The sequence below is a fragment of the Pseudomonas sp. SZ57 genome (genome assembly GCF_009495975.1).
GTDB classification, from domain to species: Bacteria; Pseudomonadota; Gammaproteobacteria; order Pseudomonadales; family Pseudomonadaceae; genus Aquipseudomonas; species Aquipseudomonas syringae.
This window is the reverse complement of the sequence record NZ_WIBD01000002.1, coordinates 306385-331372: the sequence shown is the minus strand read 5'-3', so window position 1 is coordinate 331372 and position 24988 is coordinate 306385. Positions and strand designations below refer to the sequence as shown.

25 protein-coding genes and 2 pseudogenes are annotated in these 24988 nt (G+C 60.1%); 21 read left to right on the top strand and 6 right to left on the bottom strand.

Annotated features, from left to right (window positions below; genetic code table 11):
* The first annotated feature begins 211 nt into the window (after window positions 1-211).
* From nac to GE543_RS01480, 16 genes and pseudogenes are all read left to right on the top strand, one after another.
* Entirely contained in the window at window positions 212-1123 is a 912-nt protein-coding gene (gene nac, locus GE543_RS01555) for a nitrogen assimilation transcriptional regulator NAC (protein WP_096126807.1), read from the top strand.
* A 115-nt stretch (window positions 1124-1238) separates the two neighbouring features.
* Window positions 1239-1685 (top strand): acetyl-CoA carboxylase biotin carboxyl carrier protein subunit, encoded by a 447-nt coding sequence (locus GE543_RS01550; protein ID WP_153220344.1) that lies wholly within the window; start codon window positions 1239-1241, stop codon window positions 1683-1685.
* A gap of 55 nt (window positions 1686-1740) precedes the next feature.
* Complete coding sequence (gene accC / locus GE543_RS01545; protein WP_153220342.1) at window positions 1741-3093, top strand: acetyl-CoA carboxylase biotin carboxylase subunit; 1353 nt, start codon at window positions 1741-1743, stop codon at window positions 3091-3093.
* Window positions 3090-3761: a 5-oxoprolinase subunit PxpB gene (gene pxpB / locus GE543_RS01540; protein WP_010404797.1), complete on the top strand. Its 672-nt coding sequence runs from the start codon at window positions 3090-3092 to the stop codon at window positions 3759-3761. The genes accC and pxpB overlap by 4 nt, the downstream gene beginning before the upstream one ends.
* On the top strand, window positions 3758-4729 hold the full coding sequence (locus GE543_RS01535) for a biotin-dependent carboxyltransferase family protein (RefSeq protein WP_153220340.1): 972 nt from the start codon (window positions 3758-3760) through the stop codon (window positions 4727-4729). Before pxpB ends, GE543_RS01535 begins: the two co-directional genes overlap by 4 nt.
* Entirely contained in the window at window positions 4729-5151 is a 423-nt protein-coding gene (locus tag GE543_RS01530) for a biotin/lipoyl-containing protein (protein WP_046270916.1), read from the top strand. The genes GE543_RS01535 and GE543_RS01530 overlap by 1 nt, the downstream gene beginning before the upstream one ends.
* Window positions 5141-5911 carry a LamB/YcsF family protein gene (locus GE543_RS01525; protein ID WP_153220338.1) on the top strand — a complete coding sequence of 257 codons (771 nt, stop codon included), beginning with the start codon at window positions 5141-5143 and terminating at the stop codon, window positions 5909-5911. Before GE543_RS01530 ends, GE543_RS01525 begins: the two co-directional genes overlap by 11 nt.
* Window positions 5912-6038: 127 nt before the next feature.
* Window positions 6039-6791 carry an SDR family oxidoreductase gene (locus GE543_RS01520; RefSeq protein ID WP_103688550.1) on the top strand — a complete coding sequence of 251 codons (753 nt, stop codon included), beginning with the start codon at window positions 6039-6041 and terminating at the stop codon, window positions 6789-6791.
* A 117-nt stretch (window positions 6792-6908) separates the two neighbouring features.
* Complete coding sequence (locus GE543_RS01515) at window positions 6909-7610, top strand: amino acid ABC transporter permease (protein WP_046237444.1); 702 nt, start codon at window positions 6909-6911, stop codon at window positions 7608-7610.
* A 6-nt stretch (window positions 7611-7616) separates the two neighbouring features.
* On the top strand, window positions 7617-8357 hold the full coding sequence (locus tag GE543_RS01510) for an amino acid ABC transporter permease (RefSeq protein ID WP_153220336.1): 741 nt from the start codon (window positions 7617-7619) through the stop codon (window positions 8355-8357).
* A 19-nt stretch (window positions 8358-8376) separates the two neighbouring features.
* Complete coding sequence (locus GE543_RS01505; RefSeq protein WP_170963801.1) at window positions 8377-9105, top strand: amino acid ABC transporter ATP-binding protein; 729 nt, start codon at window positions 8377-8379, stop codon at window positions 9103-9105.
* 52 nt (window positions 9106-9157) lie between these two features.
* On the top strand, window positions 9158-9991 hold the full coding sequence (locus GE543_RS01500) for an ABC transporter substrate-binding protein (RefSeq protein ID WP_003383767.1): 834 nt from the start codon (window positions 9158-9160) through the stop codon (window positions 9989-9991).
* A 127-nt stretch (window positions 9992-10118) separates the two neighbouring features.
* Entirely contained in the window at window positions 10119-10334 is a 216-nt protein-coding gene (locus tag GE543_RS01495; protein ID WP_024683471.1) for a transposase, read from the top strand.
* Window positions 10298-10717: pseudogene (locus GE543_RS01490) on the top strand (transposase); the annotation flags it as partial. The gene GE543_RS01495 and the pseudogene GE543_RS01490, both read left to right, overlap by 37 nt.
* 55 nt (window positions 10718-10772) lie before the next feature.
* Window positions 10773-11390, top strand: coding sequence for a hypothetical protein (locus GE543_RS01485; protein ID WP_046237443.1), 618 nt, complete (start codon window positions 10773-10775; stop codon window positions 11388-11390).
* A 251-nt stretch (window positions 11391-11641) separates the two neighbouring features.
* On the top strand, window positions 11642-13306 hold the full coding sequence (locus GE543_RS01480) for an intermembrane transport protein PqiB (RefSeq protein ID WP_153220334.1): 1665 nt from the start codon (window positions 11642-11644) through the stop codon (window positions 13304-13306).
* Window positions 13307-13322: 16 nt separating this feature from the next.
* Here the strand turns inward: GE543_RS01480 and GE543_RS01475 are convergent, their stop codons facing one another.
* Both GE543_RS01475 and GE543_RS01470 read right to left on the bottom strand, forming a co-directional pair.
* Window positions 13323-14597 carry a glucarate dehydratase family protein gene (locus GE543_RS01475; protein WP_046237442.1) on the bottom strand — a complete coding sequence of 425 codons (1275 nt, stop codon included), beginning with the start codon at window positions 14595-14597 and terminating at the stop codon, window positions 13323-13325.
* A gap of 18 nt (window positions 14598-14615) precedes the next feature.
* On the bottom strand, window positions 14616-15959 hold the full coding sequence (locus tag GE543_RS01470; RefSeq protein WP_024960947.1) for an MFS transporter: 1344 nt from the start codon (window positions 15957-15959) through the stop codon (window positions 14616-14618).
* A 139-nt stretch (window positions 15960-16098) separates the two neighbouring features.
* Here GE543_RS01470 and GE543_RS01465 point away from each other — a divergent pair, with 139 nt between their 5' ends.
* Together GE543_RS01465 and GE543_RS01460 are read left to right on the top strand one after the other, a co-directional pair.
* Window positions 16099-16998 carry a LysR substrate-binding domain-containing protein gene (locus GE543_RS01465; protein WP_153220331.1) on the top strand — a complete coding sequence of 300 codons (900 nt, stop codon included), beginning with the start codon at window positions 16099-16101 and terminating at the stop codon, window positions 16996-16998.
* Window positions 16999-17136: 138 nt separating this feature from the next.
* The gene (locus GE543_RS01460; RefSeq protein WP_024648534.1) at window positions 17137-17820 is read left to right on the top strand and encodes a hypothetical protein; all 684 of its coding nucleotides are present in this window, start codon (window positions 17137-17139) and stop codon (window positions 17818-17820) included.
* Window positions 17821-17846: 26 nt separating this feature from the next.
* On the opposite strand, the pseudogene GE543_RS27610 reads toward GE543_RS01460, so the two are convergent.
* Window positions 17847-17948 (bottom strand): annotated as a pseudogene (locus GE543_RS27610) (nucleoside hydrolase); the annotation flags it as partial.
* Between the two features lie 231 nt (window positions 17949-18179).
* Between GE543_RS27610 and GE543_RS01455 the strand changes: the two are divergent.
* Together GE543_RS01455 and GE543_RS01450 are read left to right on the top strand one after the other, a co-directional pair.
* Complete coding sequence (locus tag GE543_RS01455) at window positions 18180-20150, top strand: bifunctional diguanylate cyclase/phosphodiesterase (RefSeq protein WP_153220329.1); 1971 nt, start codon at window positions 18180-18182, stop codon at window positions 20148-20150.
* A 75-nt stretch (window positions 20151-20225) separates the two neighbouring features.
* On the top strand, window positions 20226-20936 hold the full coding sequence (locus GE543_RS01450; protein ID WP_153220327.1) for a GntR family transcriptional regulator: 711 nt from the start codon (window positions 20226-20228) through the stop codon (window positions 20934-20936).
* On the opposite strand, the gene GE543_RS01445 is transcribed toward GE543_RS01450, so the two are convergent.
* From GE543_RS01445 to GE543_RS01435, 3 genes are all read right to left on the bottom strand, one after another.
* Window positions 20937-21887, bottom strand: coding sequence for a PDR/VanB family oxidoreductase (locus GE543_RS01445; protein WP_153220325.1), 951 nt, complete (start codon window positions 21885-21887; stop codon window positions 20937-20939).
* Between the two features lie 73 nt (window positions 21888-21960).
* Window positions 21961-23025 carry an aromatic ring-hydroxylating dioxygenase subunit alpha gene (locus tag GE543_RS01440; protein ID WP_057406826.1) on the bottom strand — a complete coding sequence of 355 codons (1065 nt, stop codon included), beginning with the start codon at window positions 23023-23025 and terminating at the stop codon, window positions 21961-21963.
* 145 nt (window positions 23026-23170) lie between these two features.
* Entirely contained in the window at window positions 23171-24058 is an 888-nt protein-coding gene (locus GE543_RS01435; RefSeq protein ID WP_153220323.1) for a LysR family transcriptional regulator, read from the bottom strand.
* 127 nt (window positions 24059-24185) lie between these two features.
* Here GE543_RS01435 and GE543_RS01430 point away from each other — a divergent pair, with 127 nt between their 5' ends.
* On the top strand, window positions 24186-24935 hold the full coding sequence (locus GE543_RS01430) for a gamma-glutamyl-gamma-aminobutyrate hydrolase family protein (RefSeq protein WP_153220321.1): 750 nt from the start codon (window positions 24186-24188) through the stop codon (window positions 24933-24935).
* The last annotated feature ends 53 nt before the right edge of the window (window positions 24936-24988 follow it).

Sequence of the window (24988 nt, the reverse complement as noted above, 5' to 3'; positions counted from 1 at the left end):
AAGACGAGTTCGTTCTGGGTTGATAGGCAGCGCTTATGACCGCAGATGAACCAGCGTTGCACCAAAAACGGGCGGGCAATGGTTGCAGGGGGATCAGAGCCTGGGAAACCCGATCAGCGGAGACTGACATAGCAATTGCTTATGTCTGGTTTTCTGGAGCTGGCCTGGGTCTTGCTGAAGCCTCCTGATCGCGACTCTGGAGTGCAGCACCTTGAACCTTCGCCGTTTGAAATATTTCGTGAAAATTGTCGATATCGGCAGCCTGACTCAGGCTGCCGATGTGCTGCACATCGCACAACCTGCGCTGAGCCAGCAGTTGGTGACACTGGAGGCCGAGTTGCAGCAACAGTTGTTGATCCGCACCAAGCGCGGCGTCACCCCGACCGAGGCGGGCAAGGTGCTGTATGGGCATGCTCAGGTGATCCTGCGCCAGTGCGAGCAGGCGCAGAGTGACGTCAACGCCAGCGGTCTGGCTTTATCGGGGCCGGTGTCGGTAGGGCTGGCACCCGGCACTGCCGCTTCGACGCTGTCGCTGCCGTTGCTCAAACGCGTACGCGAGCGTCATCCGGGCATTCTGCTGTACCTCAATGAGAACTTTGGCACCACCCTCAGCGAGTTGATCATGAACGGGCGCATGGACATGGCCGTTCTCTATGGCGGGCGAGAGGTGCATGGCCTGAGTTTCGTGCCGTTGATACGCGAGCAACTGTATCTGGTGAGTGCCGAAGAGGCGCTCCAGGGCCGCGAGGAAATTCCGCTCAGCGAGCTGGCCGATATCGACCTGCTGTTGCCGCGCACCTACAACACTGTCCGTCGTCTGGTGGATGAGGCATTTGTGCGTATCGAGCGCAGTGCCCGGGTGGTCGCAGAAGTCGAATCTTCGACGACGCTGGCCGCAGCAGTGGCCGATCGATTCGGCTCGACCATTCTTCCCGAGTCTGCTGCACGGGTGCTGGCAGACACGCATGCGGTCAACCTGAGCCGCATTGTCGAACCCGAAATCGAAGCACCTCTCGCGCTGTGCCTTTCCGGGCACTTGCCGCTGTCGGTTCCGGCCCAGGCGGTCAAGGCGATCCTTCTGGAACTGGTCGCAGAGATGCGCGGCAACCGCCGCGCTCAATGATCCCGACGTCATAAGGGGCGCTTATCACCCCACAGTCAAACCGTCTTGGCGGTCAAAAACCTGCCTCGTTACATTGCCCTCAGCCACATTTCATTTGCCAGGCAAGGGCTGTTGCATGAAACCGGAACGTATCAAAGCACTTATCGACCTGATGGCCGAATCGGACCTGAGCGAACTGAGTCTGTGTGAAGGCGACGCGCAGTTGCGTTTGCTGCGCGAGCCCGCTCAGGTCGCCAATCGCGTCAATCCGGCTGTTGCGACAGCGCAGATGACGCCCGCAGCGCGCCCTGTTTCTGCGGCTCAGGCAAGTACGACGGCCGCCGTGCAACAGACACAGGCCTGCGCTTCGCTGTACGGGGTGTTGCACCTGACGCCGGCACCCGATCAGCCGCCTTTCGTCGAGATCGGCACGTCCGTCGAGGTGGGGCAGACCCTGGCCGTGGTCGAGGCCATGAAGATGTTTCATCCGGTGAAGGCTGAAGCGGCAGGGGTCGTGACTGCCATTCTGGTTGCCAATGGCGAAGAAGTTCAGGCCGGTCAGGCGTTGTTCAGCATTGCTTGATGGCCTTGAGCTGCCTTGCAGAGCGTCTTGCGGGTTCACCGATCAGGGGTTTTTGATGTTCGATAAAGTGTTGATCGCCAATCGTGGCGAAATCGCCCTGCGCATACAGCGCGCCTGCAAGGGCCTGGGCCTGCGTACGGTCGCGGTGTATTCCGAAGCGGATCGCGATGCCGGTTATGTACAACAGGCCGACGAAGCGCTGTGCATCGGTCCTGCCGCCGCAGGGCAGAGTTATCTGAATCAGGCGGCCGTGCTCTATGCAGCGCAACTGACCGGTGCTCAGGCGATCCATCCCGGCTATGGGTTTCTGTCTGAAAATGCCGCGTTCGCCGAACGCATCGAGCAGGCTGGCCTGACCTTCATCGGCCCCAGCGCTGCGTGCATTCGGGTGATGGGCGACAAGGTCGCAGCCAAGCGGGCGATGCGCGAGGCTGGCGTGCCGTGCGTACCCGGTCCGGACACCAGCATGCCCGACGATCCGCACGTCATCCTGCAAATCGCTCGCGACATCGGTTACCCGGTCATCGTCAAGGCCGCGGGCGGCGGCGGAGGGCGGGGCATGCGCGTGGTTCGGGAAGAGTCTCAGTTGCTCGATGCAATTGCGCTGACCCGCGAAGAAGCCCGACACGCCTTCGGCAATCCCGAGTTGTATATCGAGAAGTTTCTGGGTCAGCCGCGCCATGTCGAGATTCAGGTGTTATGCGATGCCTACGGCAATGCCGTCTGGCTCGGCTCGCGGGATTGCTCGATGCAGCGCCGCCACCAGAAGGTCCTTGAGGAGGCGCCTGCACCCGGCATCGACGCAGCAGTGATGGCCAGAGTAGGCGAGCGTTGCGCGCAGGCCTGCCGCCAGATCGGCTATCAGGGCGTCGGCACGTTCGAATTCCTCTTCGAAAAGGATGAGTTCTATTTCATCGAGATGAACACCCGCCTGCAGGTCGAGCACCCGGTAACGGAAATGACCTCCGGCATCGACATTGTCCAGCAGCAGATCCGCATGGCGATGGGCGAGCGGCTGAGTTTCAGTCAGGCCGACGTACGCGTTTCGGGCCATTCGCTGGAGTGCCGGATCAACGCCGAGGACCCGCGCAGCTTCATGCCGACGCCGGGGTTGGTCACCGGCTGGCAGATCCCCGGTGGTTTCGGTGTGCGGGTCGATTCACATGTCAGCCACGGCTACTGCGTTCCGCCTTATTACGATTCGATGGTGGCCAAGGTCATCACCCATGGCGCCAGTCGCGATGAGGCGTTGGCACGCATGCGTCTGGCACTGAGCGAAATGCACGTCGAGGGCATCTCGACCAACATCGCGCTGCATCGCGACATTCTGCAGGACCCGGTGTTCTGCAAGGGTGGCATGGACATTCATCACCTGGAGCGCTGGTTGCAGACAAGGAGCCAACCATGAGTCTCGTGCAGGCGCCTAATGCGCCAAGAATCACCTTGCTGGGAACCACCGCGTTGCTGTTCGAAGCACCCGGCGAGCTCGACCTGGCACCGCAGCAACGGATATGGGCACTGGCCCGTCTGAGCAAGGACTGGCCGCAGGTACGCGAGGCGGTGCCGGGGATGAACAACCTGATGCTGACCTTCGCGGCGCCACCACGGGACCTGGCCGGTCTGAAAACCCGTTTGCTGGAGACCTGGGAGCAGTGCCAGCCGCTGCCATTGCAAGGCCGGATCATTGAATTGCCGGTGGTGTACGGCGGTGATGGCGGCCCGCACATGGCTGATGTCGTCGCCCATACCGGGCTGGATATCGAAACCATCGCCAATCTGCACTGCGAGCCGCTGTACCCGGTGTACGCCTTGGGCAGCCATCCGGGTTATTGCTACCTGGGCGGCATGGACCAGCGCCTGGCAACGCCTCGGCGCAAGGTGCCGGTACTCGATATCGGTGCCGGGTCGGTCTCTATCGGTGGCGTTCAGACAGGTATTTCCGCGTCGGCCGGCCCCAGTGGCTGGAACACCATAGGACGCACGGAGATGGTGTTTTTTGATGCGGGCCAGCAGCCTCCGGCGCTGTTGCAACCCGGCGATCAACTGCGCTTGCGCATCGAGAGGATCATCCGATGATCGAAGTTATCAGCGCTACGGCACTGGCGACCGTTCAGGATCTTGGGCGACACGGCAGCCTCGGTTACGGCGTCGGCACGTCTGGCGCGATGGACACGCTGTCACTGCGGCTCGGCAACCTGCTGCTGGGCAACGATGAAGACGCGGCGGGCATTGAAATTCCGCTGTTCCCGTTCGAAGTTCGCTTTGCCGATGACTGCACCTTTGCGATCACCGGCGCCGCCTGCGCTGCGTCGCTCGATGGTGAGCGGCTGCCGGGCAATTGGGTCGCCCAGGCACGCAAGAATCAGGTGTTGCGGCTCAATTACCCGACAATGGGCAGCCGCGTGTATCTGTGCCTGGCCGGTGGCGTCGATGTGCCGTTGGTACTGGGCTCGCGCAGTACGCAATTGCGTGGGGCTTTTGGGGGCTGGCAGGGCCGTGCGTTGCAGCAGGGCGATGTGATTCCTGCGGGCGCTGCCAATGAGCCGCGTGCCAGTGATTTCGGGGTGCAATCGTCGGTGGCAGCCTTGCCGTTGTTGCTTGACGGGCTGCCGGCCATCCGCGTGCTGCCGGCTGCCGAATTCGACTGTTTCAGCGCCGAGGCGCAAGCAACGTTTTTTGCCGGCGAATGGAAAATCACCACGCAGAGCAACCGTTACGGCTACCGCATGGAGGGCACGCCCTTGCTTGCGCGCGAGGAGCTGGAAATCCGCTCTCACGGCATCGTGCCTGGCGTGATTCAGGTGCCCCACGGCGGACAGCCGATCGTGCAGATGCGTGATGCCCAGCCCAGTGGCGGTTATCCCAAGTTTGCCACGGTCATTGAAGCCGACCTGTGGCGCCTTGGGCAGGCGCCGATTGGCAGCAAGGTGCGTTTTGTGCAGTGCAGTTACGACGAGGCGGTCGAGGCGCTGGACACCAATCACGCTTTCATCGAAGACGCCCGGCGCATGCTCGCGCTGCGCAGCCTGCAAGGACATCGCTGATGAACATCAAAGAGATTCGCCAGCTGGCAGCATGGATTCGGGACGCCGGGCTTACTGTACTGGAACTGAAACGCCCGGGGTTCGAGCTGTTGATCCGCCGTGGCGAGCCTGTGCAGGCCTGTGCTGCGCCTTCTGCGCCACAAGTTGCCGCTGAACAGTCTGCGCTGACTGCGCATGTGGTGAGTGCCGATAACCCCGGCGTATTTGTGTCGAGTCATCCCGATGAACGCGACAGCTACGTGAAACCCGGCGATGCAGTGGCTGTGGGGCAGTTGCTGGGGCTGTTGCGTATCGGCCTGTTGTATCTGCCGGTGCGCAGTCATCAGGCAGGGCGCGTACTGCGCTTCCTGGCCGCCGAAAACGAGCGCGTCGGTTATGGCCAGCCGCTGGTCGAACTGGAGGAACATGAGCATGCGCATTGATCTGAATGCTGATCTGGGCGAGGGCTTCGGCCCTTGGACCATGGGCGAGGACGAGGCGTTGATGCCATTGATCTCCTCGGCCAACGTCGCCTGCGGCTTTCATGCCGGGGATCCGCTGATCATGGACAGTACGGTGCGCCGCGCCAAGGCGTTGGGCATCGATCTCGGTGCGCACGTCGGTTTTCCTGATCTGCAGGGGTTCGGCCGCCGCAGGATGAACATCGAACTCAAGGAGTTGTGCGCCATTGTGGTGTATCAACTCGGCGCTCTGGCCGGCCTTGCAGCCGCTTCCGGTTATCGCGTCACGCACATGAGTTTTCACGGCGCGCTGGGCAATATGGCCGCAGCCGATGCCGAACTGGCCGGGCCTTTGGTCAGGGCGGTCGCAGCTTTTGACCCGCAGTTGATCATCAGCTCATCCAGCAGCGCGGCCATCGAGCAGGCCGCCGAGGCGTGCAACCTGAGGGTGGCAACCACCTTTCTGGCTGACCGCGCCTATGACGAAAACTGTTTGCTGGTGCCGCGTGGCATTGCCGGTGCGGTGGTCAAGGACCCGGAGCAGGTCCGGGCCAGGGTTGCGCAACTGCTGCAGGACGGCACGGTCACGACCCTGAGTGGCAAGCGTGTGGCGGTCAACGCCCAGTCGATTCTGTTGCATGGCGACACGCCGGGGGCGGTGGAGCTGGCGCGCAGTATTCGCCTGAGTATCGAAGAGCAGGGCGGTGTCATCACCCCGGTTTCACAGTTGCTCGGGTCATAAGCGCAGCTTATCGCCACACAACCATTGTGTCTTGGTCGCTGCCCGTGACGCTCGTTAAAGTCCAGTACAAGGCGATCAGCATTAACAGCCAAGCGGCTGATCGACGCTTATTCAAGGAAACCCTGACATGCCTTTTTCCGATTACCAAACCGCGCTGGTCACCGGCGCTTCTTCCGGCATTGGCGAGGCCGTCGTCGAGCGGCTGTGTGCCGAAGGTCTGCAGGTCCATGCGCTGGCGCGCAGTGCAGACAAGCTGGCGGCACTGGCGCAGCGCACCGGTTGTATCGCGCACGCTATCGACGTAACGGATCTGGCTGGCCTGACGGCCCTGTTTCAGGCCCATCATTTCGATGTCGTGGTCAATAATGCCGGCGTCGACCGGCCCGGCTCGCTGCTCAAGGCGGACGCTGAAGGGATCGATCTGCTGGTCGATGTGAACCTGCGCGCGGTATTGCAGATCGCCAGGCTCTCGTTGCCAGGGATGGTCGAGCGTGATTGCGGGCACATCATCAACATCAGCTCGATCGCTGCCGCGTACAACTTCGGTGGCAACTCGACGTACCACGCGACAAAGGCGGCGGTGAGCATGCTGTCCCGGCAGTTGCGCATCGATGCCTTCGGCAAGCGCGTGCGGGTTACCGAAATCTGTCCGGGGCGCGTGGCGACGGATATCTTCGCCCACGTGCATGGCGACTCCGAGGAAGTGCGCAAGCGTTTCATCGAGGGCTATGAGCTGCCGGTGGCCAAGGACATTGCCGATGCGATCGCCTATGTGATTGCCGCGCCCATCGCAGTCAACATCGGCCACATGGAGATCACCCCGACGCTGCAGGTCCCCGGCGGATTGTCGACGGCGCGCCCGCAGGACTACGAAGGCTGAGGCTGCGTCTTCGAGGGCTGTACCCATCACGAGAGCGGCACCAGCCGCCATGCCATACCCGCGCCAGACTCACTGGCGCCTTGCTTCTGCCCTGGCTGAATGTCTATGGGAACAACCATGACGAGTAAATTCGATCTTTCAGCGATCCTGCAGGGCGAGTACGCCGAGCTGATCGTCAAGGGCATAGAAACGACCCTCCAACTGGCCTTGGTTGCCTGGTGTCTGGCCATGGCGGTGGCCCTGCTGCTGGTGTCGATTCGCCTGACCGGCAACAAGTACGCCGAGCGCCTGGTGGCGGCCTATGTGTCCTACCACCGCAATGTGCCGACGCTGGTGCAACTGATGCTCTGGTATTTCGGTATCCCCACCTTGCTGTCCGAAAGCACGCAGATCTGGCTGGCCAACTACAGCACCGAGTACCTGTTCTCGGTCATCGCCCTGGGGCTTTGCCAGGCGGCTTATTTCAGTGAAGACATCCGCAGCGGGTTACGCGCGATTCCGGCCGGGCAAGTCGAAGCGTCGCGCGCCCTGGGCCTGGGCTATGTGCGTTCGATGCGCTACGTCATCCTGCCGCAAGGGGTTCGCAACTGTTTGCCGTCGTTGATCAATCACACGGTCCTGTTGTTCAAGAACACCAGTCTGGTCATGGCCATCGGCGTGGTGGAGCTGACTTATGCCACCCGTGAGGTCGAGAACTACACCTTCCGCACTTTCGAAGCGTATCTGGTGGCAACCGTGGTCTACCTGGCCATTTCACTGATGCTGATGGGCCTGGGCGCGTTGCTGGCCCGGCAGTTCAGCAAAGCCATGGCGAGGTAGGCGGCGATGTTCGATGTCTTCACGATTGTTCGCGATAACTGGACCTTGCTGCTGGTCGGTCAATACCCCCATGGCCCGATGGGCGGCCTGATCTCGACGCTGATGCTGGCGGCGCTGGCACTCTTGCTGGCCTTTCCCCTGGGGCTGCTGTTGTCGCTGGCGCGGGTCTCACCGTGGCGCTGGCTGCGCTACCCGGCGACGGTCTGGGTCTATGTGATGCGCGGCATTCCGCTGCTGATGGTGATTTTCTGGACCTACTTTCTGGTTCCGTTGCTGATCGGGCATAACATCACCGGCTTCACCACCATGCTCTGCACGCTGGTGGTCTATCAGAGCGCTTATCTGTGCGAAATCATCCGCGGCGCTATTCAGGCGCTGCCCACCGGTCAGTACGAAGCCTCCCGCGCACTTGGAATGGGCTACCTGCGCACCACGGTCTGGGTGATCCTGCCGCAGGCGCTGTACAACGCCTTGCCGAGCCTGATCAGCCAGTTCATTTCGATCATCAAGGAAACGTCGCTGGGCTACGTGATCAACGTCCAGGAAGTGACCTTTGCTGCCAATCAGATCAATAACCAGCTGCTGACCAAGCCGTTTCAGGTGTTCTTCATCCTGGCGATCACTTACTACGTGCTGTGCTACGGCCTGACCCGTCTCGCCGCTGTGGTGGAGCAGCGGATTGCCCGCAAACGTGAAGGCGATGTATCGCCTGCGCCCATTCCCCGGCCTTTGACTACCGATAATTGAGGGTTGCCCAATGCATCCGATGATCATGTTTTCCAGGATCAATAAATGGTATGGCGAGTACCAGGCCCTGACCGATATCACCGCTGAGGTGCAGCGCGGCGAAGTGGTGGTGCTGTGCGGGCCTTCAGGCTCGGGCAAGTCGACGCTGATTCGCACCGTCAATCGTCTTGAGGACGTGCAGCAAGGCCAGATCCTGTTTGATGGCCGTGACGTGAACGGCACCGACGCCAACGTCAATCGGCTGCGCAGCCGCGTGGGTTTCGTGTTCCAGAGTTTCAATCTGTTTCCGCACCTGTCGGTGCTCGACAACATCATCCTGACCCCGACCAAGGTCCGTGGCCTGAAGAGCAGCGAAGCGCGCGCCCGCGCCATGGAGTTGCTGGATCGGGTAGGGCTGGCACACAAGGCCGGTGCCTACCCGGCGCAGTTGTCCGGTGGCCAGCAGCAGCGGGTGGCGATTGCCCGCGCGCTGGCCATGGAGCCGCCCGTCATGCTGTTTGACGAGCCCACCAGCGCACTTGACCCGGAAATGGTCGGCGAGGTGCTTGGCGTCATGAAAGGCCTGGCCAAAGAGGGCATGACCATGATGTGCGTCACCCACGAGATGAATTTTGCCCGGGAAGTGGCCGACACCATCTGGTTCATGGATGCGGGGCAGATCCTCGAAAAATCCAGCCCTGAGGTGTTCTTTCAGCAACCGAGCCATCCGCGTGCCCAGCGCTTCATTGCCGACCTGCGCAGCCATTGAGCGCAGGCACTGATTTCAGCGAATCACTCAATTCATTTCCAGGAGTCTCACCATGCGTATCAAGTCTGTATTGGCTGCACTGGCGTTGTCGCCGTTGGCTGTTTCAGCGGTCCATGCCGATCAGCTCAGCGATGTGATGAGCAAGAAAAGCCTGAGCTGTGGCGTGTACGCCGACGTTCCGCCGTTCTCGGCACCGGACCCTCAAACCCGCGAACTGGTGGGCATGGACGTCGATCTTTGCAAAGCCCTGGCCAAACACATGGGCGTGGAGCTGGAACTCAAGCCGCTGTCGGTCGAAGCACGGATCCCGGAAGTCAAAATGGGCCGCGTGGATGTGATTTTCGCCAACCTGGCTTACACCAAGAGCCGTGCAGAGCAGATCCAGTTCAGCGACCCTTACTACATCGCCAAGGAAACACTGGTAGTCCGTGCGGCGAATGCCGATCAGCCGAAATCGTTCTTCAAGGGCAAACGCATCAGTTCGACCAAGGGCTCTACGTCCGAGCAGTCGATCCGCCTGGCTGACGCAACGCCAGTGACCTTCCAGGACACCGGCTCTGCCTACATGGCACTGCAACAGAACAAGGTGGTGGGCCTGGTGACCAACACCATGACTGCGATCAAGCTGGTCGGGCAGGCCAAGGCCGGCGGCGTGGAATTGGCAATCGCCAAGGAACCGATGGCGCTTGAGCCCATTGGTGCCGGCATGCGCCAGGGCGAACCGGCCTTTCTGGCGAAGGTCAACGAATCACTGCGCGAAATGGAAGCCGCAGGCGAGATCGACGCAATCTGGGCGCACTGGATCGGCCCGAATACCGAATACAAAATGGTTCGCGAAGACAAGGTGCAAAGCCTCAGCGAATTGAAGTTTGATCCGTTGCCTTGATCAACGGTATGAAGCCGACCAAAAGTATGCGTCCGGCCAAGTCATCTACCCAGCCCCGCGAGGCCAGGACATGGTGTGCACTTAAATTTAGGTGGACACCAGTTCTAGCCTTTTAAGCGGGTATTTCATGCAGCCACAACGCCGTTCCTACTCCAAGTCCTTCAAGGCCCAAGTCATTCAAGAGTGTGCCCAGCCCGGCGCTTCTATTGCCAGCATCGCGCTCAGCCATAGCCTCAACGCAAACCTCTTCCATAAATGGATACGGGTACAAGCGCAGAAAAACACGGCGCCGCAACCTGCATTTAACGGCGCCGAATACGGCAAGAAAAAGCCGTACCGGTGATGGACATGGTGCATGCTTGGATGATCGCCCAGCGCGATCTCGTGCTCGAAGGTTCGGCCATCAGTAGAGCACTCGATTACAGCCTGAAACGCTGGGCAGCGCTGTCGCGCTACCTCGACGACTGAGCCGTACCCATTGACAACAATTGGGCCGAGAATCAAATCCGTCCATGGGTTCTTGGACGTAAGAACTGGCTCTTTGCATGGTCGCTACGCAGCGGAAAAAGGGCGGCGGCGATCATGAGTTTGATCCAATCTGCGCGGCTCAACGGGCATGATCCGTATGCTTATTTGAAGGACGTTCTTACACGCCTGCCGACGCAGCGGGCGAGCGAGATCGAGCAACTGCTGCCGCATCAGTGGGTGGCGGCAGAAACCACGTAACCCCTGATGATTTGGGACTTGCAAGGATGGCGCAATTAACGGAGTAGTCATAACGATGATTTTGGTTGTTGAAGGAATCAGCGCCAGCGGGAAAACGACTTGGTGCGCTAAGCATGGAGGGCAACATGTCATTCCTGAAAACGGCCGTTTTGAAAACGAACCGGATCGGATAAAAGATCCAGTCGGAGCAGCAACTTTTTGGGCAGAGCGAAACGTGGATCGTTGGCAAAAAGCGTTGGCCATGGAAGACATTTCTTCGTGGGCTTTGTGTGACAGTGACCCTCTCAAGCTCCACTACATTTGGAGCCTTTGGCAGATCGGCGAGACGAGCGAACACACCTGGCGAATAGAGTTGAACGCCACAAGAGAAACAATCGTACAAGGACGTATTGGCTTTGCTGACTGTTACATTGTTGGCCGCATAGACCCTCAGCTCGCGCGCGAACGAGCCAAAGCAGACACCACCCGCCGACGGAGTGGATTCGAGCTACACGTGCGCCTCCAACAAGCTCTGCTGACCTGGTACTCAGCTATGGATCAAGTGCTTCCCGGCAGAGTGAGATTCGGGTTTCCTTCAGCAATGCCAACCTTGAAAAGCCTTGATGGAAGATATGCGGTGGCGGCCTTTGATCAAATGATCGCATCGCTCCCACTACCTACTCACACCTCTTAGCGAGACGGAGTTTATATAGCAGTTGGAAGCAGATCGATGTGAGGACGAAGTAAAGATGTGTTCGCCATCCGCTTACGACCAAAAGGTCGGCTTCATGCAAGACCACACGATGGATTCCCGCCGCAACGGCACCATCGCATCTTGATCAGATCTTGATATTTCCTTGATGGTTTATTTATAGCCGAGGTTCAGAGTTCGACCGACAGTATCAATCGTCGGCATGACCCCGTGTGGGCGTCTCAGAGGAAAAAATGTCTGATCGCTCAGGTTCGGTTTCTGCATCGGCAGTCGGCGCTTCACTCTCCCGAAACAGACGTTTCGGCGTATCCCCGGTTTGGCTGGTTCCGCTGCTTGCTGCCTTGATAGGCCTTTCGCTGCTGATCGGCAGCACACTGTCCAAAGGCCCGAGAGTCTTCATCACCTTCCAGAGCGCCGAGGGGCTTGAAGCTCAAAAGACGAAGGTCAAGGTCAAGAATGTCGTGATTGGCGAGGTATCGGCCGTGGTCTTGAACAACGACCGCACAGGCGTGGTGGCGACGGTGGACCTTGATGCCAACGCCCGTGCGTTCACTGCCGAGGATTCCTTGTTCTGGGTGGTGCGCCCGCGTATAGGCGCCACCGGTGTGTCGGGCGTGGATACCTTGCTTTCCGGGCCATTTATCGCTGCGGACAGTGGCACGTCCGGGCGTACGAAAAAACACTTTGTCGGTCAGGAAACTGCGCCACCCATTACCTACGGTACAAAAGGCACACGTTTTACCCTGCATGCCGGGGACATGGGCTCACTGGAGGTGGGGTCTCCTGTGTACTACCGACGCATTCAAGTCGGACAGATAGCGGCCTTTCATTTATCCGATGACGGCAAGAGCGTGGATGCGGAAGTTTTCATCAATGCGCCCAACGACAGGTTCGTGACCACCGATACGCGCTTCTGGAATGCCAGTGGCATCGGCATGACGGTGGACGCCGATGGTCTGAAAATAAAGACTGAATCAGTTTCGACGATACTGGCGGGAGGGGTGGCCTTCGTCGAGCCGGATTACAGCACGAAGGCACCCAGGGCTGCAGAGCATGCACGCTTTACGCTGTTCGACGATCAGCAGAAGGCGCTGTCGCCGCCCGACGGCGAACCGGGTTACATCCGCATGATATTCAGTCAGTCGCTGCGGGGGCTTGAGGTCAATTCACCGGTCGAGTTCATGGGTATAACACTGGGGCGAGTCGTCTCGGTAGACCTGGATTACGACGCGGCCAGCCAGTCGTTCACCAGTATTGTCGAGGCGGTGATTTACCCGGATCGCCTGGGTATGGCCAATGAAAAAATCGTAAAGACATTGGGCGTTACCGACGATGCACGTACGGCGCAGTTGATAGCCGACTTCGTCAAGCGAGGCCTGCGTGCACAGCCTCGCAGCGAGAGTCTGCTGACCGGACAACTGTATATTTCGCTGGGTTTTATCGCCAACGCTACGCCGGTACCGTTCGATGTCAGTGCGCAGCCGCTGATAATCCCGACCGTGCCGGGGGAGCTTGAAAAGATGCAGGAGCAGGTACAGCAGATCATCGACAAGGTCGGCAAAGTGCCGGTGCAGGAGATCGCCGGCAACCTGAATGGCAGCCTCGGCGAGGCGCAGAAGACGTTCAGGCTTTTCAACGCGCAGGTGATGCCTGAACTGCACGGCGTTCTGCTGCAATCCCGAAGCACGCTGGACATTGCCGGCGCAGCGCTCGCCGAGGACTCGCCTGTGCGTCAACAGATCGACCGGACAATGGATGAGGTTCAGCGCATGGCCCGCTCGGTAAGGGTCCTGACCGATTACCTGGGCCGCAACCCCGAAGCCTTGGTCCGTGGCCGCACCCGGCAGGATCCACCGGGTGTCTACCAGAAGACCGCGCCTGCTCAGCAGGCCGATTAAGCCGAGCCGGACGGCTTCAGTACCTCGGTTTGACCGCCTTCCAGTCCGGCTTGTACTTTTGCATCTGCTTCACGTCATCGCGCTGCCGAATGCCACAGCTGTGATACTGGTCGTTGAGCTTGCCGAGCTGGTCATGGTCCAGTTCCAGCCCCAGACCGGGTGCGCGGGTGATGCTGACACAGCCGTCGACAATCGGCAGTTTGCCGCCCTTGATGACTTCCTCGTCCGGCTCCTGCCACGGGTAGTGCGTGTCGCAGGCGTAGTCCAGATTGGGCACCGACGCTGCGACGTGGGCCATGGCCATGAGGCTGATACCCAGATGCGAGTTGGAGTGCATCGACACGCCCAGGCCAAAGGTGTCGCACATCTTCGCCAGCGCCTGAGTGTCGCGCAGGCCGCCCCAGTAATGGTGGTCGGCGAGCACGATCTGCACGCTGTCGAGGGCCACGCTGCGGCGGAACTCGTCGAAATCGGTCACCACCATGTTGGTCGCCAGCGGCAGGCCGGTGCGTTTGTGCAATTCGGACATGCCGTCGAGGCCCGGCGTCGGGTCTTCGTAATATTGCAGATCATCGCCCAGCAGTTCGGCCATGCGAATCGAGGTCTCCAGCGACCAGTTGCCGTTGGGATCGATGCGCAGCGGATAACCGGGGAAGGCTTTTTTCAGCGCCTTGATGCACGACACCTCGTGTTCCGGCTGCAGCGCACCGGCCTTGAGCTTGATGCTTTTGAAGCCATAGGCTTCGATCATGCGCCGAGCCTGGGCGACGATCTGCTCTTCGCTGAGCGCTTCACCCCAGCTGTCGGGCGCGTAAGGGGCATCGGCATGCTGCGCGTATTTGAAGAACAGGTAAGCGCTGAAGGGTATCTGGTCACGAATGGCACCGCCGAGCAGGTCCACCAGTGGCAGGTTCATGGAACGTGCCTGCAAATCCAGAAACGCCACTTCGAACGCAGAATAGGCATTGCTGACCGCCTTGCTGGCGTGTGAGCCCGGCGCCAGTTCGGCACCGGCCAGGCTGGCAGGCTTATGCGCCGCCACGGTCGCCTGCACGATGCTGCGCAGCTGATTGAGGTTGAACGGGTCGAGCCCGATCAGCTGGGTCTGCACCTGTTGCTGAATCGCCAGTGCCGGGGCATCACCATAGCTTTCACCGAGGCCGATGTAGCCGTTGTCGCTTTCCACCTCGATGATCGAGCGCAGGGCAAAGGGTTCGTGAATACCACTGGCGTTGAGCAGCGGCGGGTCGCGAAAGGCGATAGGGGTCACGGTTACACGGATGATTTTCAAAGGGCGGTCTCCCGGAGGTCAGGGTTTGAGGCTGGAAGGGGTGCCAGTGACGGCAGGGCTGAGCGCTGCGGGCCGCTCAGCCCTGGACGGGCGGCCACGGTCACCTCGTGGCGTAGTGCGGGCGAAGAAGATCACCACCGCAGCCAGCAGCGATGTCGCTGCCAGCCCATACAGGCCGCCTTGAATCGAACCGGTGGTCTGCTCCAGAAAGCCGAACGTGGTGGGCGCAACGAAGCCGCCCAGGTTGCCGATGGAGTTGATCAGCGCAATGACCGCAGCGGCAATGCGTGCATCCAGATAGCCCTGAGGGATTGGCCAGAACAGCGCAGAGGCAGCCTTGAAACCGATTGCCGCGAAGCAGATGGCGACAAAGGCGAACACCGGACCGCCCACGGTGGACATGAACATGCCGGCTGCAGCGATGACCAGCGTGACCGCCACCCAGGCCTGTTGGTGCTTGAAGCGTGCCGCCAGTGCTGCAAAGCCGTACATGGCCACGATGGAGATGATCCACGGGATCGAATTGAACAACCCGACCTCGAGATCGCTGAAGCTGCCCATCTTGCGGATCATGCTCGGCAGCCAGAAGGTGGCGCCGTAGATGGTCAGTGCCACGGAAAAGTAGATGAAGCAGAACAGCAGGATCTGCCGGTCCGCCAACAGTCGGAAGACCGAGGGTCTGACGGTTTGTGAAGCTTCGCGCAGCCGTTGCTCTTCGGCGATGGCGGTGCTGAGGGCGGTTTTTTCTTCGTCACTGAGCCAGCGGGCTTCATGAGGATGTGATTGCAGCCAGAACCAGACGAAACCGCAGAGCACGATCGACGCGAAGCCTTCGATCAGAAACATCCATTGCCAGCCATGCAGGTTCAGGCCCTCGATGCCGAGCAGGGCGCCGGACACCGGTCCGGAAATCACCGACGCTATCGCCGAACCGCTTAGAAACAGCGCCATGGCCTTGCCGCGGTCGCTGGAAGGCAGCCACTGGGTGAAGTAATAGATGATGCCGGGGAAGAAACCGGCTTCGGCAGCGCCCAGAATGAAGCGCAGCACGTAGAAACTGGTTTCGCCTTGCACGAACGCCATGGCCATCGCGGCCGCGCCCCAGGTAAACATGATGCGGGTCAGCCAGGCGCGGGCACCGTAGCGCTGCAAGAGCATGTTGGAGGGGACTTCGAACAGTGCGTAACCGACAAAGAACAATCCGGCACCCAGCCCGTAAGCTGCTGCGCCGATACCCAGATCGGTTTCCAGATGGCTGCGTACAAAACCGATATTGACCCGGTCGATGTAATTGACGATGAACATCACCACGAACAGCGGCAGCACGTGGCGTTTCACCTTGGCGGCCGCACGGGCAAGCACCGTGGCGTCCGTAGTACCAGGGACGGTATTCAAGAGGCGACTCCCATTCATTGTTTTTTTGGGGATGAGTCGATCATGGAGGCGTGTATTATTCCTGTCCAATCCAGCTTTTGACTTGATTGATACCGGGAGTGGATCAATGTTCGAGCTTTCCCAACTGCGTTGCTTCACCACGGTGGCCACGGAGCTGAATTTCCGCCGTGCCGCCGAACGGCTCAACATGACACAGCCGCCGTTGAGTCGGCAGATTCAGATACTGGAGCACAATCTGGGCGTCGAGCTGTTCACTCGCAGTACCCGCAGTGTGGCCCTGACTGCAGCGGGCAGGGCTTTTTTCATCGAGGCGCAGACCTTGCTGGAGCGCGCGCAGCAGGCGGCCATTTCCGCGCGGCGCTTTGCCGAGGGTGACATCGGCTCGGTGACCATCAGTTTCGTCGGCAGCGCGGTGTATGAGTTTCTGCCCAGGGTGATCGCCGAGGCGCGCCTCAAGCAGCCGCAGGTGAAGATTTCCCTGACGGAAATGAACACCTATCAGCAGCACGAAGCACTCAGGGCGCGGCGCATTGACCTCGGTATCGTGCGAGCGCCACTGTTTCAGCCGGGTTACGAGAGCGAATGCCTGGTTCGCGAGCCTTTTGTGCTGGCCGTCCCGAGCAATCATCGGTTGGCGCATGCGGACTCGGTCGCGGTGGCCGATCTGGATGGCGCGCCGTTCCTGATGTATTCGCATTCGGCGTATCCACCGTTCAACGAACTGCTGACCGGTATGTTTCGCTCCGCACAAGTTGCGCCGGAGTATGTCCAATGGCTTGGATCGTCACTGACTATTCTGGCGCTGGTCAACGCTGGAATGGGCCTGGCATTGGTGCCGCGTTGCGCAACCAATGTGGTGTTCAAGGACGTCGTGTTTCGTGACATTGACCTGGGCGAAGGCGTGCAGAGCGAGTTGCACCTGGCCTGGCGTACCGACAATGACAATCCGGCGTGCCGGATGCTGCTCCAAGCCATTCGTGCGGCCGTCAGGGCAGATGAAAATTGAAGCGAAAAACCTTGCAACGTAGTGGCATCAACTATCATTCATTCAGTCGATAGTCATCATCAAGCAAGGCAAGTTCTGTTTTTCCGGCAAAGGAGGAGGATGGCGCCATAGCCACCTGCTCCAAAGGGAGACGACGCGATGAGAATCTTCAATCTGTTGACGTTTGCTGCCGTGTTCAGCACCAGCATTGTGTTCACTGCCCCCGTCAATGCTGCCGTCTCCCCGGTCTCCGAACAGTCCTGCCATTTCATGCCCGTCGTCGACAGCGCCGCGAGCCTGCAACACACTCAGTCGGTGGGCGTGCTGTACAGCGAAAATACTCTCAGCAACCTTCAGTATTTGAACAACTACCATTCGGTTGCACTCAGGAGCGGCAGCAATGGCGCACTCGATGCGCGTATCCGCAATGCATTCATCAACAGCTCGGACCCTCAACTTGCGACCGACTGGCTGGTGGGTTCATTAAAGAAAGAGTTCGCCTCGGTAACCGTTTACGACAATCTCGATGCGCTGATGCAGGCGCGGCCGGACGTGGTGGTCATGCTCGACACTTACAATCGTCTGGTGAGCAAGCGCAACAGTCAGGTCGAGGCGCGGTTCATGGCGCGCTTCTATGACAATGACCTGCAATACATCGGCAAGGCTGAAGGTGAGGTGGTTCGGGAAATGACCTCGGTCTGGGTGCAAGGCAAGGCCGCTCCGGAGATCGCTGCACAAATCGATCAGCAGCGTGATTTGCAGGTGAATGCCTTGAAACAGTTCGACGCTTCGCTAAAAGCATTGGTCATGCAGGCCGACCGGGCGCAGGTGGCGGCGAACTGATGGAGTGACTGCGTCAAGCCTGAGAGGCTGCTGGCCGACAGAAACTGCTCATCGACTTTCGCTGCTTCAATACCGCCAGCCATCAGCATGGTCGCCTGCAAATGGAAGATCGGCACGTTAATGCCCTTTATCCGTAGCGGACGCTTGAAAGGTGTACAAGCGTCATTAATCCAGGCGCGCGCAGGGGGAAAGTGACCGGCGGATTTTTTCAATTAAACCGATGCACGGCTCGGTTTTACCGTAAAGAATTAATCACATCCGCCGAGAGCCTGACAAGCGAACCGACAATTAGCTGTCCGGTTCGCATGATGAGCAGCAAGCCACGTGTGCTTTGACTGTGGTAACAGAGAAGCCTTGCGATGCTGAAAAAACTACCGGGTGCCTTGCGTGCCCTGATGTCTGTGCCCGCTGATAACCCCAGGTTGTTGCAGGCCCAATACGTTGCGTTGTCCCGACAACTGCCGTTGATGTACTTCGTGCTGCTGGTCAATACCTGGGCGTTGGCGTTCACCCATTGGCGAACAGCCCCGATGTGGTTGACGCTGCTGGTTCCGGCGCTGCTCACGATTATCTGTGCTGTCCGTGCACGCAAATGGTTGCGCACGGTAAACCGGCCGCCACCCGCTCCTGCGATCATTCTGGCCACGCTGCGTGGAACCCATGGCCTGGCGGGCGTGATAGCGGCGGGGTTTGCCGCCTGGTCCCTCTCGCTTTACCCCTATGGCGATGCCTATTCCCAGGCACATGTCGCGTTTTTCATGGGCATTACGGTAATTGTCTGCATCTTCTGCATGATGCACTTGCGGCCCGCCGCGCTGACCACCGCGCTGGTCGTCAACACCGCCTTCGTCATCTTCTTCGCCTCGACCTACAACATTACCTTTATCGCCACAGCGGTGAATATCGTGCTGGTGTCGATCGGCATGCTGATCATTCTTCATTACCAGTACCGCGATTTCACCAGCCTGGTGAATGTGCAGGTAAAGACCGAGCAACTGAGTAACGAGAACCTGCTGCTGGCCAATCAGGACAGCCTGACGGGCCTGCCCAATCGTCGGCAGTTCTTTCAGACCCTGGATGCTGCGATGACCGAGGCAATGGCGCAACGTAGCGGGCTGGCAGTGGGCGTGTTGGACCTGGACGGGTTCAAGCCGGTCAATGACCTGTATGGTCATCGAATCGGCGACCGTCTGTTGATGCTGGTTGCTGAACGCCTGACCAGCGCCTCTAGTGACAAGGTGCATGTATCGCGACTGGGCGGTGACGAGTTCGCGCTGGTGATCAAGGGTGACATGGACAGCGCCGCGTTGCTGGCGTTTGGCAAGCACCTGTGTGACCTCATGCGCGAGAGTTTCGAGCTGTCGGACATGCCGATCCAGATTGGCGCGACACTGGGCCTGGCGACGTACCCGGCCACGGCGGATAACGCGACCCAGCTGTTCGAGTTTGCCGATTACGCGCTGTATCAGGGCAAGAACCATAATCCCGGCACCACCTGCCTGTTTTCCGCCAGCCATCGTGAGCAATTGCATGCTGACGGCGTTACCGAACAGGCCTTGCGGCGCGCCAATCTGGAAACCGAGTTTCACGTATTGTTTCAGCCGATCATTGAAAGCTGCACGCGCGAAACGGTGGCTTTCGAGGCACTGGCGCGCTGGAACAGCCCTGAACTGGGGGCCGTATCGCCGGCGCATTTCATTCCGATCGCCGAGCGCATCGGCATGATCAACAAGCTGACTGCGCCCTTGCTGACCCGCTCGCTGCACATGGCCCTGTCCTGGCCTGCGCCCGTCAGGCTGTCGTTCAATCTGTCCGCGCACGACTGTGCGTCTCTGGAAAGTGTCAGCCGAATTGTCGAGATCATCAAAAACAGCGGCTTCGATGCGTCGCGGCTCGATCTGGAAATCACTGAAACGGCGGTCATGCAAGATATTGCTCAGGTGCAGCAGGCCATTACCCAGTTCCGCAAGCTGGGTTGCGGCATCTCGCTGGATGACTTCGGCACCGGTTTCTCCAGCCTCAGTCAATTGCACGCGCTGGCGCTGACCAAGCTGAAGATCGACCGCAGCTTTGTCACCGGCGTGCATCACAACCCGGCCAGCTACAAGATCGTCAAATCGCTGGTTGCCTTGAGTCTGGACATGTCCCTGGGCTGCGTGATCGAAGGCGTCGAAACGCAGGATGAGTTGAATGCACTGACCACCCTGGGTTGCACGATGGTGCAGGGTTACTTCTACAGCCCGCCGATCAGTTTTGCAGAGACGCTGGCGTGGATTGAAATACCCGATGAAGAGCGCACCTTCGGTTACGCCGCCTCGTGCCCCCTCTGATCGATTGCATGTGGGCGATTCACTCGGGCGCGCGTGGGGTAAGATGCCTTTTTTGATCCCCACGGAAGCCTTTTGATGAGCAAACCCGGGCAGACCGTCCTTGTTGCGTTGCGCAAGATGATTGCATCAGGCGAGCTGGCTGCCGGCGAGCGCCTGATGGAGGTGCCGACCGCCGAGCTGTTCGGCGTTTCCCGTATGCCGGTGCGCATGGCGTTTCGTACGCTGGAGCAGGAGGGGCTGCTGGTGCCGTTTGGCGGGCGTGGCTTTCAGGTGCGCTCGATCAGCCCGATGGAAATCGCCGGCGCGGTGGATGTCCGCGGTGTCCTCGAGGGGCTTGCAGCGCGGCAAATGGCTGAGCGCGGCGTGACCCAGGAGGCGCGCGACGAGCTTGAGGCCTGTCTGGTGCAGGGTGACGCGGTGTTCGAGAAGGGCCATGTCACTGAAGATGACCTTGAGGTCTATCACGACATGAACATGCGCCTGCACCGCGTGATCGTCGAGGGCAGCGGCAATCGCGCGATTGCCGATGCACTGTCGCGCAACGACCATCTGCCTTTTGCCTCGGTAACCGCGCTGGCCGTGGATCGCGACAACCTGATTCGCGAATACCGGCGGTTCAATTTCGCCCACATGCAGCATCACGCCGTGGTGGATGCGCTGGTCAACGGGCAGGGCGCTCGTGCCGAGGCCATCATGCGCGAGCATGCCAATGCCACCTTGCGTTATGCGGAAATCTTCGGCGCCGGGCAGAACGAGCGCATGAAGGTCATTCAGCGCCCGGACTGATCAGATGTCGAGCACCAGCACGGGCGTCTTCGAACGTGAGCAGCAGGGCGTGAACTGATCGTTGAGCGCCTGCTCGTCTTCGGTCAGAAACAGATCGCGATGATCCGGAATGCCTTTCAACACCCGCGTCAGGCAGGTGCCACAGACACCTTGCTCGCACGACAGCGGAATATCGATACCGTGGCTTTCGAGTACCTGAGCGACCGTCTTGTTGGCCGGAATGGCAATGACCTGGCCGGTGCTGGCGATCTCGATCGAAAAACTGCCGTCGTTGCTGGTGTCCACCGGCTCTGCGGAGAAGTACTCGCGGTGCAGAGTGTCCTCGGACCAGCCAGCGGCCCGCGCGCTGTCGAGGATGTATTGCATGAAACCGCCTGGCCCGCACACGTACAGATGGGTATCTGGCTGTGGGTTGGCGAGCACTTTGGCAGCGTTCAGCGCGGTTTTCGGCTGTTCATCGAAGTGCAGCGTGATGCGCTCGGCAAATGCGGAATGCTTCATGCGTTCGATAAAGGCGCCGCGCTCGGCGGAACGCACGCAGTAATGCAGCTCGAAATCGGCAGCCTCCAGCGTAAGCTGTTCGGCCATGCACAGGATCGGCGTGATGCCGATACCGCCGGCGAACAGCAGCGTGCGCCGGCTGTTTTCAGCCAGCGGGAACAGGTTGCGCGGTTCGCTGATACGCAACGGTGCGCCAGTCTGAATCTGTTGATGCAGGCTGCGCGAGCCACCGCGCGAAGCCGGGTCGTTGAGGACGCCGATCAGGTAGCGGTGACGCTCGTTCGGGGCATTGCACAGCGAGTACTGGCGGATCAGCCCGTCCGGCAGGTGCACGTCAATGTGCGCGCCTGCGGTGAACGGCGGCAACAGCGCTCCGTCCGCTCGCACCAGTTCAAAGCTGCAGATATCCAGTGCTTCATCGTTCCGTGATAACACCGTCACGTCGATCATGGTAGGTCCTCGGGTGACCGCGGCATGGGTCACTTCTGATTGTTGTCTTGGTGTTTCGACGGGCAATGGCCGGTCATTTTGTTGCCATCACGGGAATCTGCTCGCCGGGACCGGCCTGCTCGGCAGCGATCAGCCGCTCCAGAATCTTGCGTGACTGCACGCCACCGGCGTCGATATTGAGCTTGAGCAGGTTGCGATGCGGGTGTTTGAGCAGGTTCTGTTGCTGGCGCTCAAGCATTTCCAGGTCTTCGGTGAAAATCTTGCCCTGGCCTTCACGGATGCTGGCGGTCAGCGCTTCGTCAGCGGGATTGAAGTTGCGCGCCATGCCCCAGAAGTACCAGATGGACGTGTCGGTCTCGGGGGTGATGAAGTCGACGACGATGCTCGACGCCTTGAACTCTTTAGGCGCGTTATAGCCGCCTTTGCCCGCATGGGCGACGCCGACTTCGATCAGCACATGACTGGGCGGCGTGAAGCGGCAGATCTGCCAGCGATCGACCGGCACGTCATCGGCCAGGTTGTTGCCACGCAGTGCCATCTGCCAGAACGGCGGCGGCATGATGTTTTCCATGTGCCGGGCGGTGACCACTTCTTCGCCTTCGACCGTTGTAACAGGCGCGGCCTCGTCGATTTCCTTCTGGCCGATGCTGGACGCATGCACGTAGGTTTCGTGGGTGAGGTCCATCAGGTTGTCGATCATCAGGCGGTAGTCGCACTGGATATGAAACAGCCCGCCGCCGTAGGCCCATTCGTCGCTGACGGCCCACTCCAGATGATGAATGAGCGCCGGGTCGGCTTTTTCCCGGTCACCGGGCCAGACCCAGATGAAGCCGTAGCGCTCGACCGCGGCGAAGGTCTTGTTGCAAGGGAAGCCTCGAACACGCTGGCCGGGCATCGAAACAGTCTTGCCGTCGCCGCCCATGACCAACCCGTGGTAACCACACACCAGCTGGCCGTTCTCGACATAGCCCAGCGAGAGCGGGGCGCCGCGATGCGGGCAAAAGTCTTCGACGGCAACGACCTGCTGGTTCTGGTCGCGATAGAACACCATTTTTTCGTTGCAGATCTGCCGGCCCAGAGGCTTGTCGGCGACTTCATCCGCTGTGCAAGCGACGTACCACGCATTTTTCGGGTGCATGATGGTTCTCCACGGTTCGATTATTGGTCTTATGGATCCACAGAATGAATCAAGTTGTTTCCTCGCGATTATTAATGCCACAAGATCGCGATTAATCCAATGATTAATTCAGTTAACTATTATTTAATGGATCCACAGAGATCGATCAGCCGGGGCTCGATACCTGCAACGCTGCGCGCAGGCGCGGGGCGAGGGCTTCCAGCAGGGTCTGCACGGAACGCAATGCGCGACAGTCGGGGCGGGTCAGCAGCCACAGGTCGGTGCGGCATCCTTCCAGCGGGCCACTCAGGCGTTCGACCGCTCCAAGGCCCTCGACCGTGAAGCCGGTCAACGCCGCGACGCCCAGGCCGGCAGCGACCAACTGCGAGACAGCCGACATGTTGCTGCAGCGGTAGCTCGGTAATACCCCCGGAAAGGCCTGTTTGCGCCAGATCACCGAGGTATGGTCGGGCATCGAGTCGTCGGGGCTGATCCAGGGGAGCGAGGCAGGGTTTTGCGTCAAGGCCTCGCGGTATTCGGGGCGACCGCAGACAAAGTAGTCGGCACTGCCCAGGCAGCGCCCGATCAGGTGCTCGGGTGGCGTATTGGTCAGGCGCAGGGCGATGTCGGCATCGCGACGGCTGAGGTTGGCAAAAGCATTGGAGGTGGCCAGCTCCAGCGTAAGGGCAGGGTACTGCGGCATGAAGTCCGCCAGCGCCGGTAATAGCAGGCTATGCAGTACTGCATCGGTACAGGTCAGGCGTACCGTACCGCTAACCACTTGTTCGCCCTGTTGCAACGCGATGCGCGCAGCGGCAAGTGCCTGTTCGGCGCGCTCGGCCTGCTCGGCCATGGCCTGCGCGGTATCGGTCGGTATGTACCCGCGCCGGTTCTTTTCAAACAGCGCTGCACCAAGGGCTGTTTCCAGGCGACGGATCGAGCGGAATACGGTCGATACATCAACCTGCAACAGATCGGCGGCACGGGCCAGCGTGCGGCCGCGAACCAGAGCGAGCACCAGTGACAGGTCGGCGTGGCTGATTTCATATTGCATTGGTGCATTGTTCCTTTGCCTGAACGCCTATGTTTGTTGCGCAGGTGACTATCCTAGACTGGTTTCATTCCCGCTGGATAGCGTCCAAATGGCGCTGACCACTCAGATTTCACACAGGATTCAAGCTATGTCGCGACCTCCCTTGATCGGTGTCACCGCCTGCCGTCAGCAGTTGGGCAAGTATTCTTCTCACACCGCAGGCGACAAGTACGTCGAGGCCGCAGCCTTCGCCGGTGTGCCGGTGATTCTGCCCGCACTCGAGGTGCCCACCGAGCCTGCGCAATTGCTCGCGTCGCTGGATGGCCTGCTGTTTACCGGCTCGCCGTCCAACGTCGAGCCGCGTCACTACAATGGGCCGGCGAGCGTGGAGGGCACCGCTCATGATGTATTCCGGGATCGCACCACACTGCCGCTGCTCAGGGCTGCCATCGCTCAGGGCGTGCCGGTGTTGTGCATTTGCCGCGGTTTTCAGGAGCTGAATGTAGCCTTGGGCGGCAGCCTGCATCAGCGGGTCCAGGAGTTGCCTGGCTATCTGGATCACCGTGAGCCGCAGAGTGAGGTGCTGGCGGTGCAGTACGCGCCAAAGCATCCCGTGCAGGTGCAGATGGGCGGTTTGCTCGACTCGCTCGGGCTGGCGCCGGGGTTCGAGGTCAACAGCCTGCACAGCCAGGGTATTGACCGCCTGGCATCGGACCTGCGCGCAGAAGCGCTGGCCCCCGATGGCCTTGTGGAAGCGGTGTCCATGCCTGGTGCGCCAGGCTTTGTGCTGGGCGTGCAGTGGCATCCGGAATGGGAGTTCATGGACAACCCTGTTTCGCTCAGCCTGTTCAAGGCCTTTCGCGAGGCCTGCCAGAGCTATGCGCGCAGCAGCCGCTAGAGCGATGAGCTGCTGAGTGTTGTGGGCAAACGTGATTTAATATCCGGCTTGAC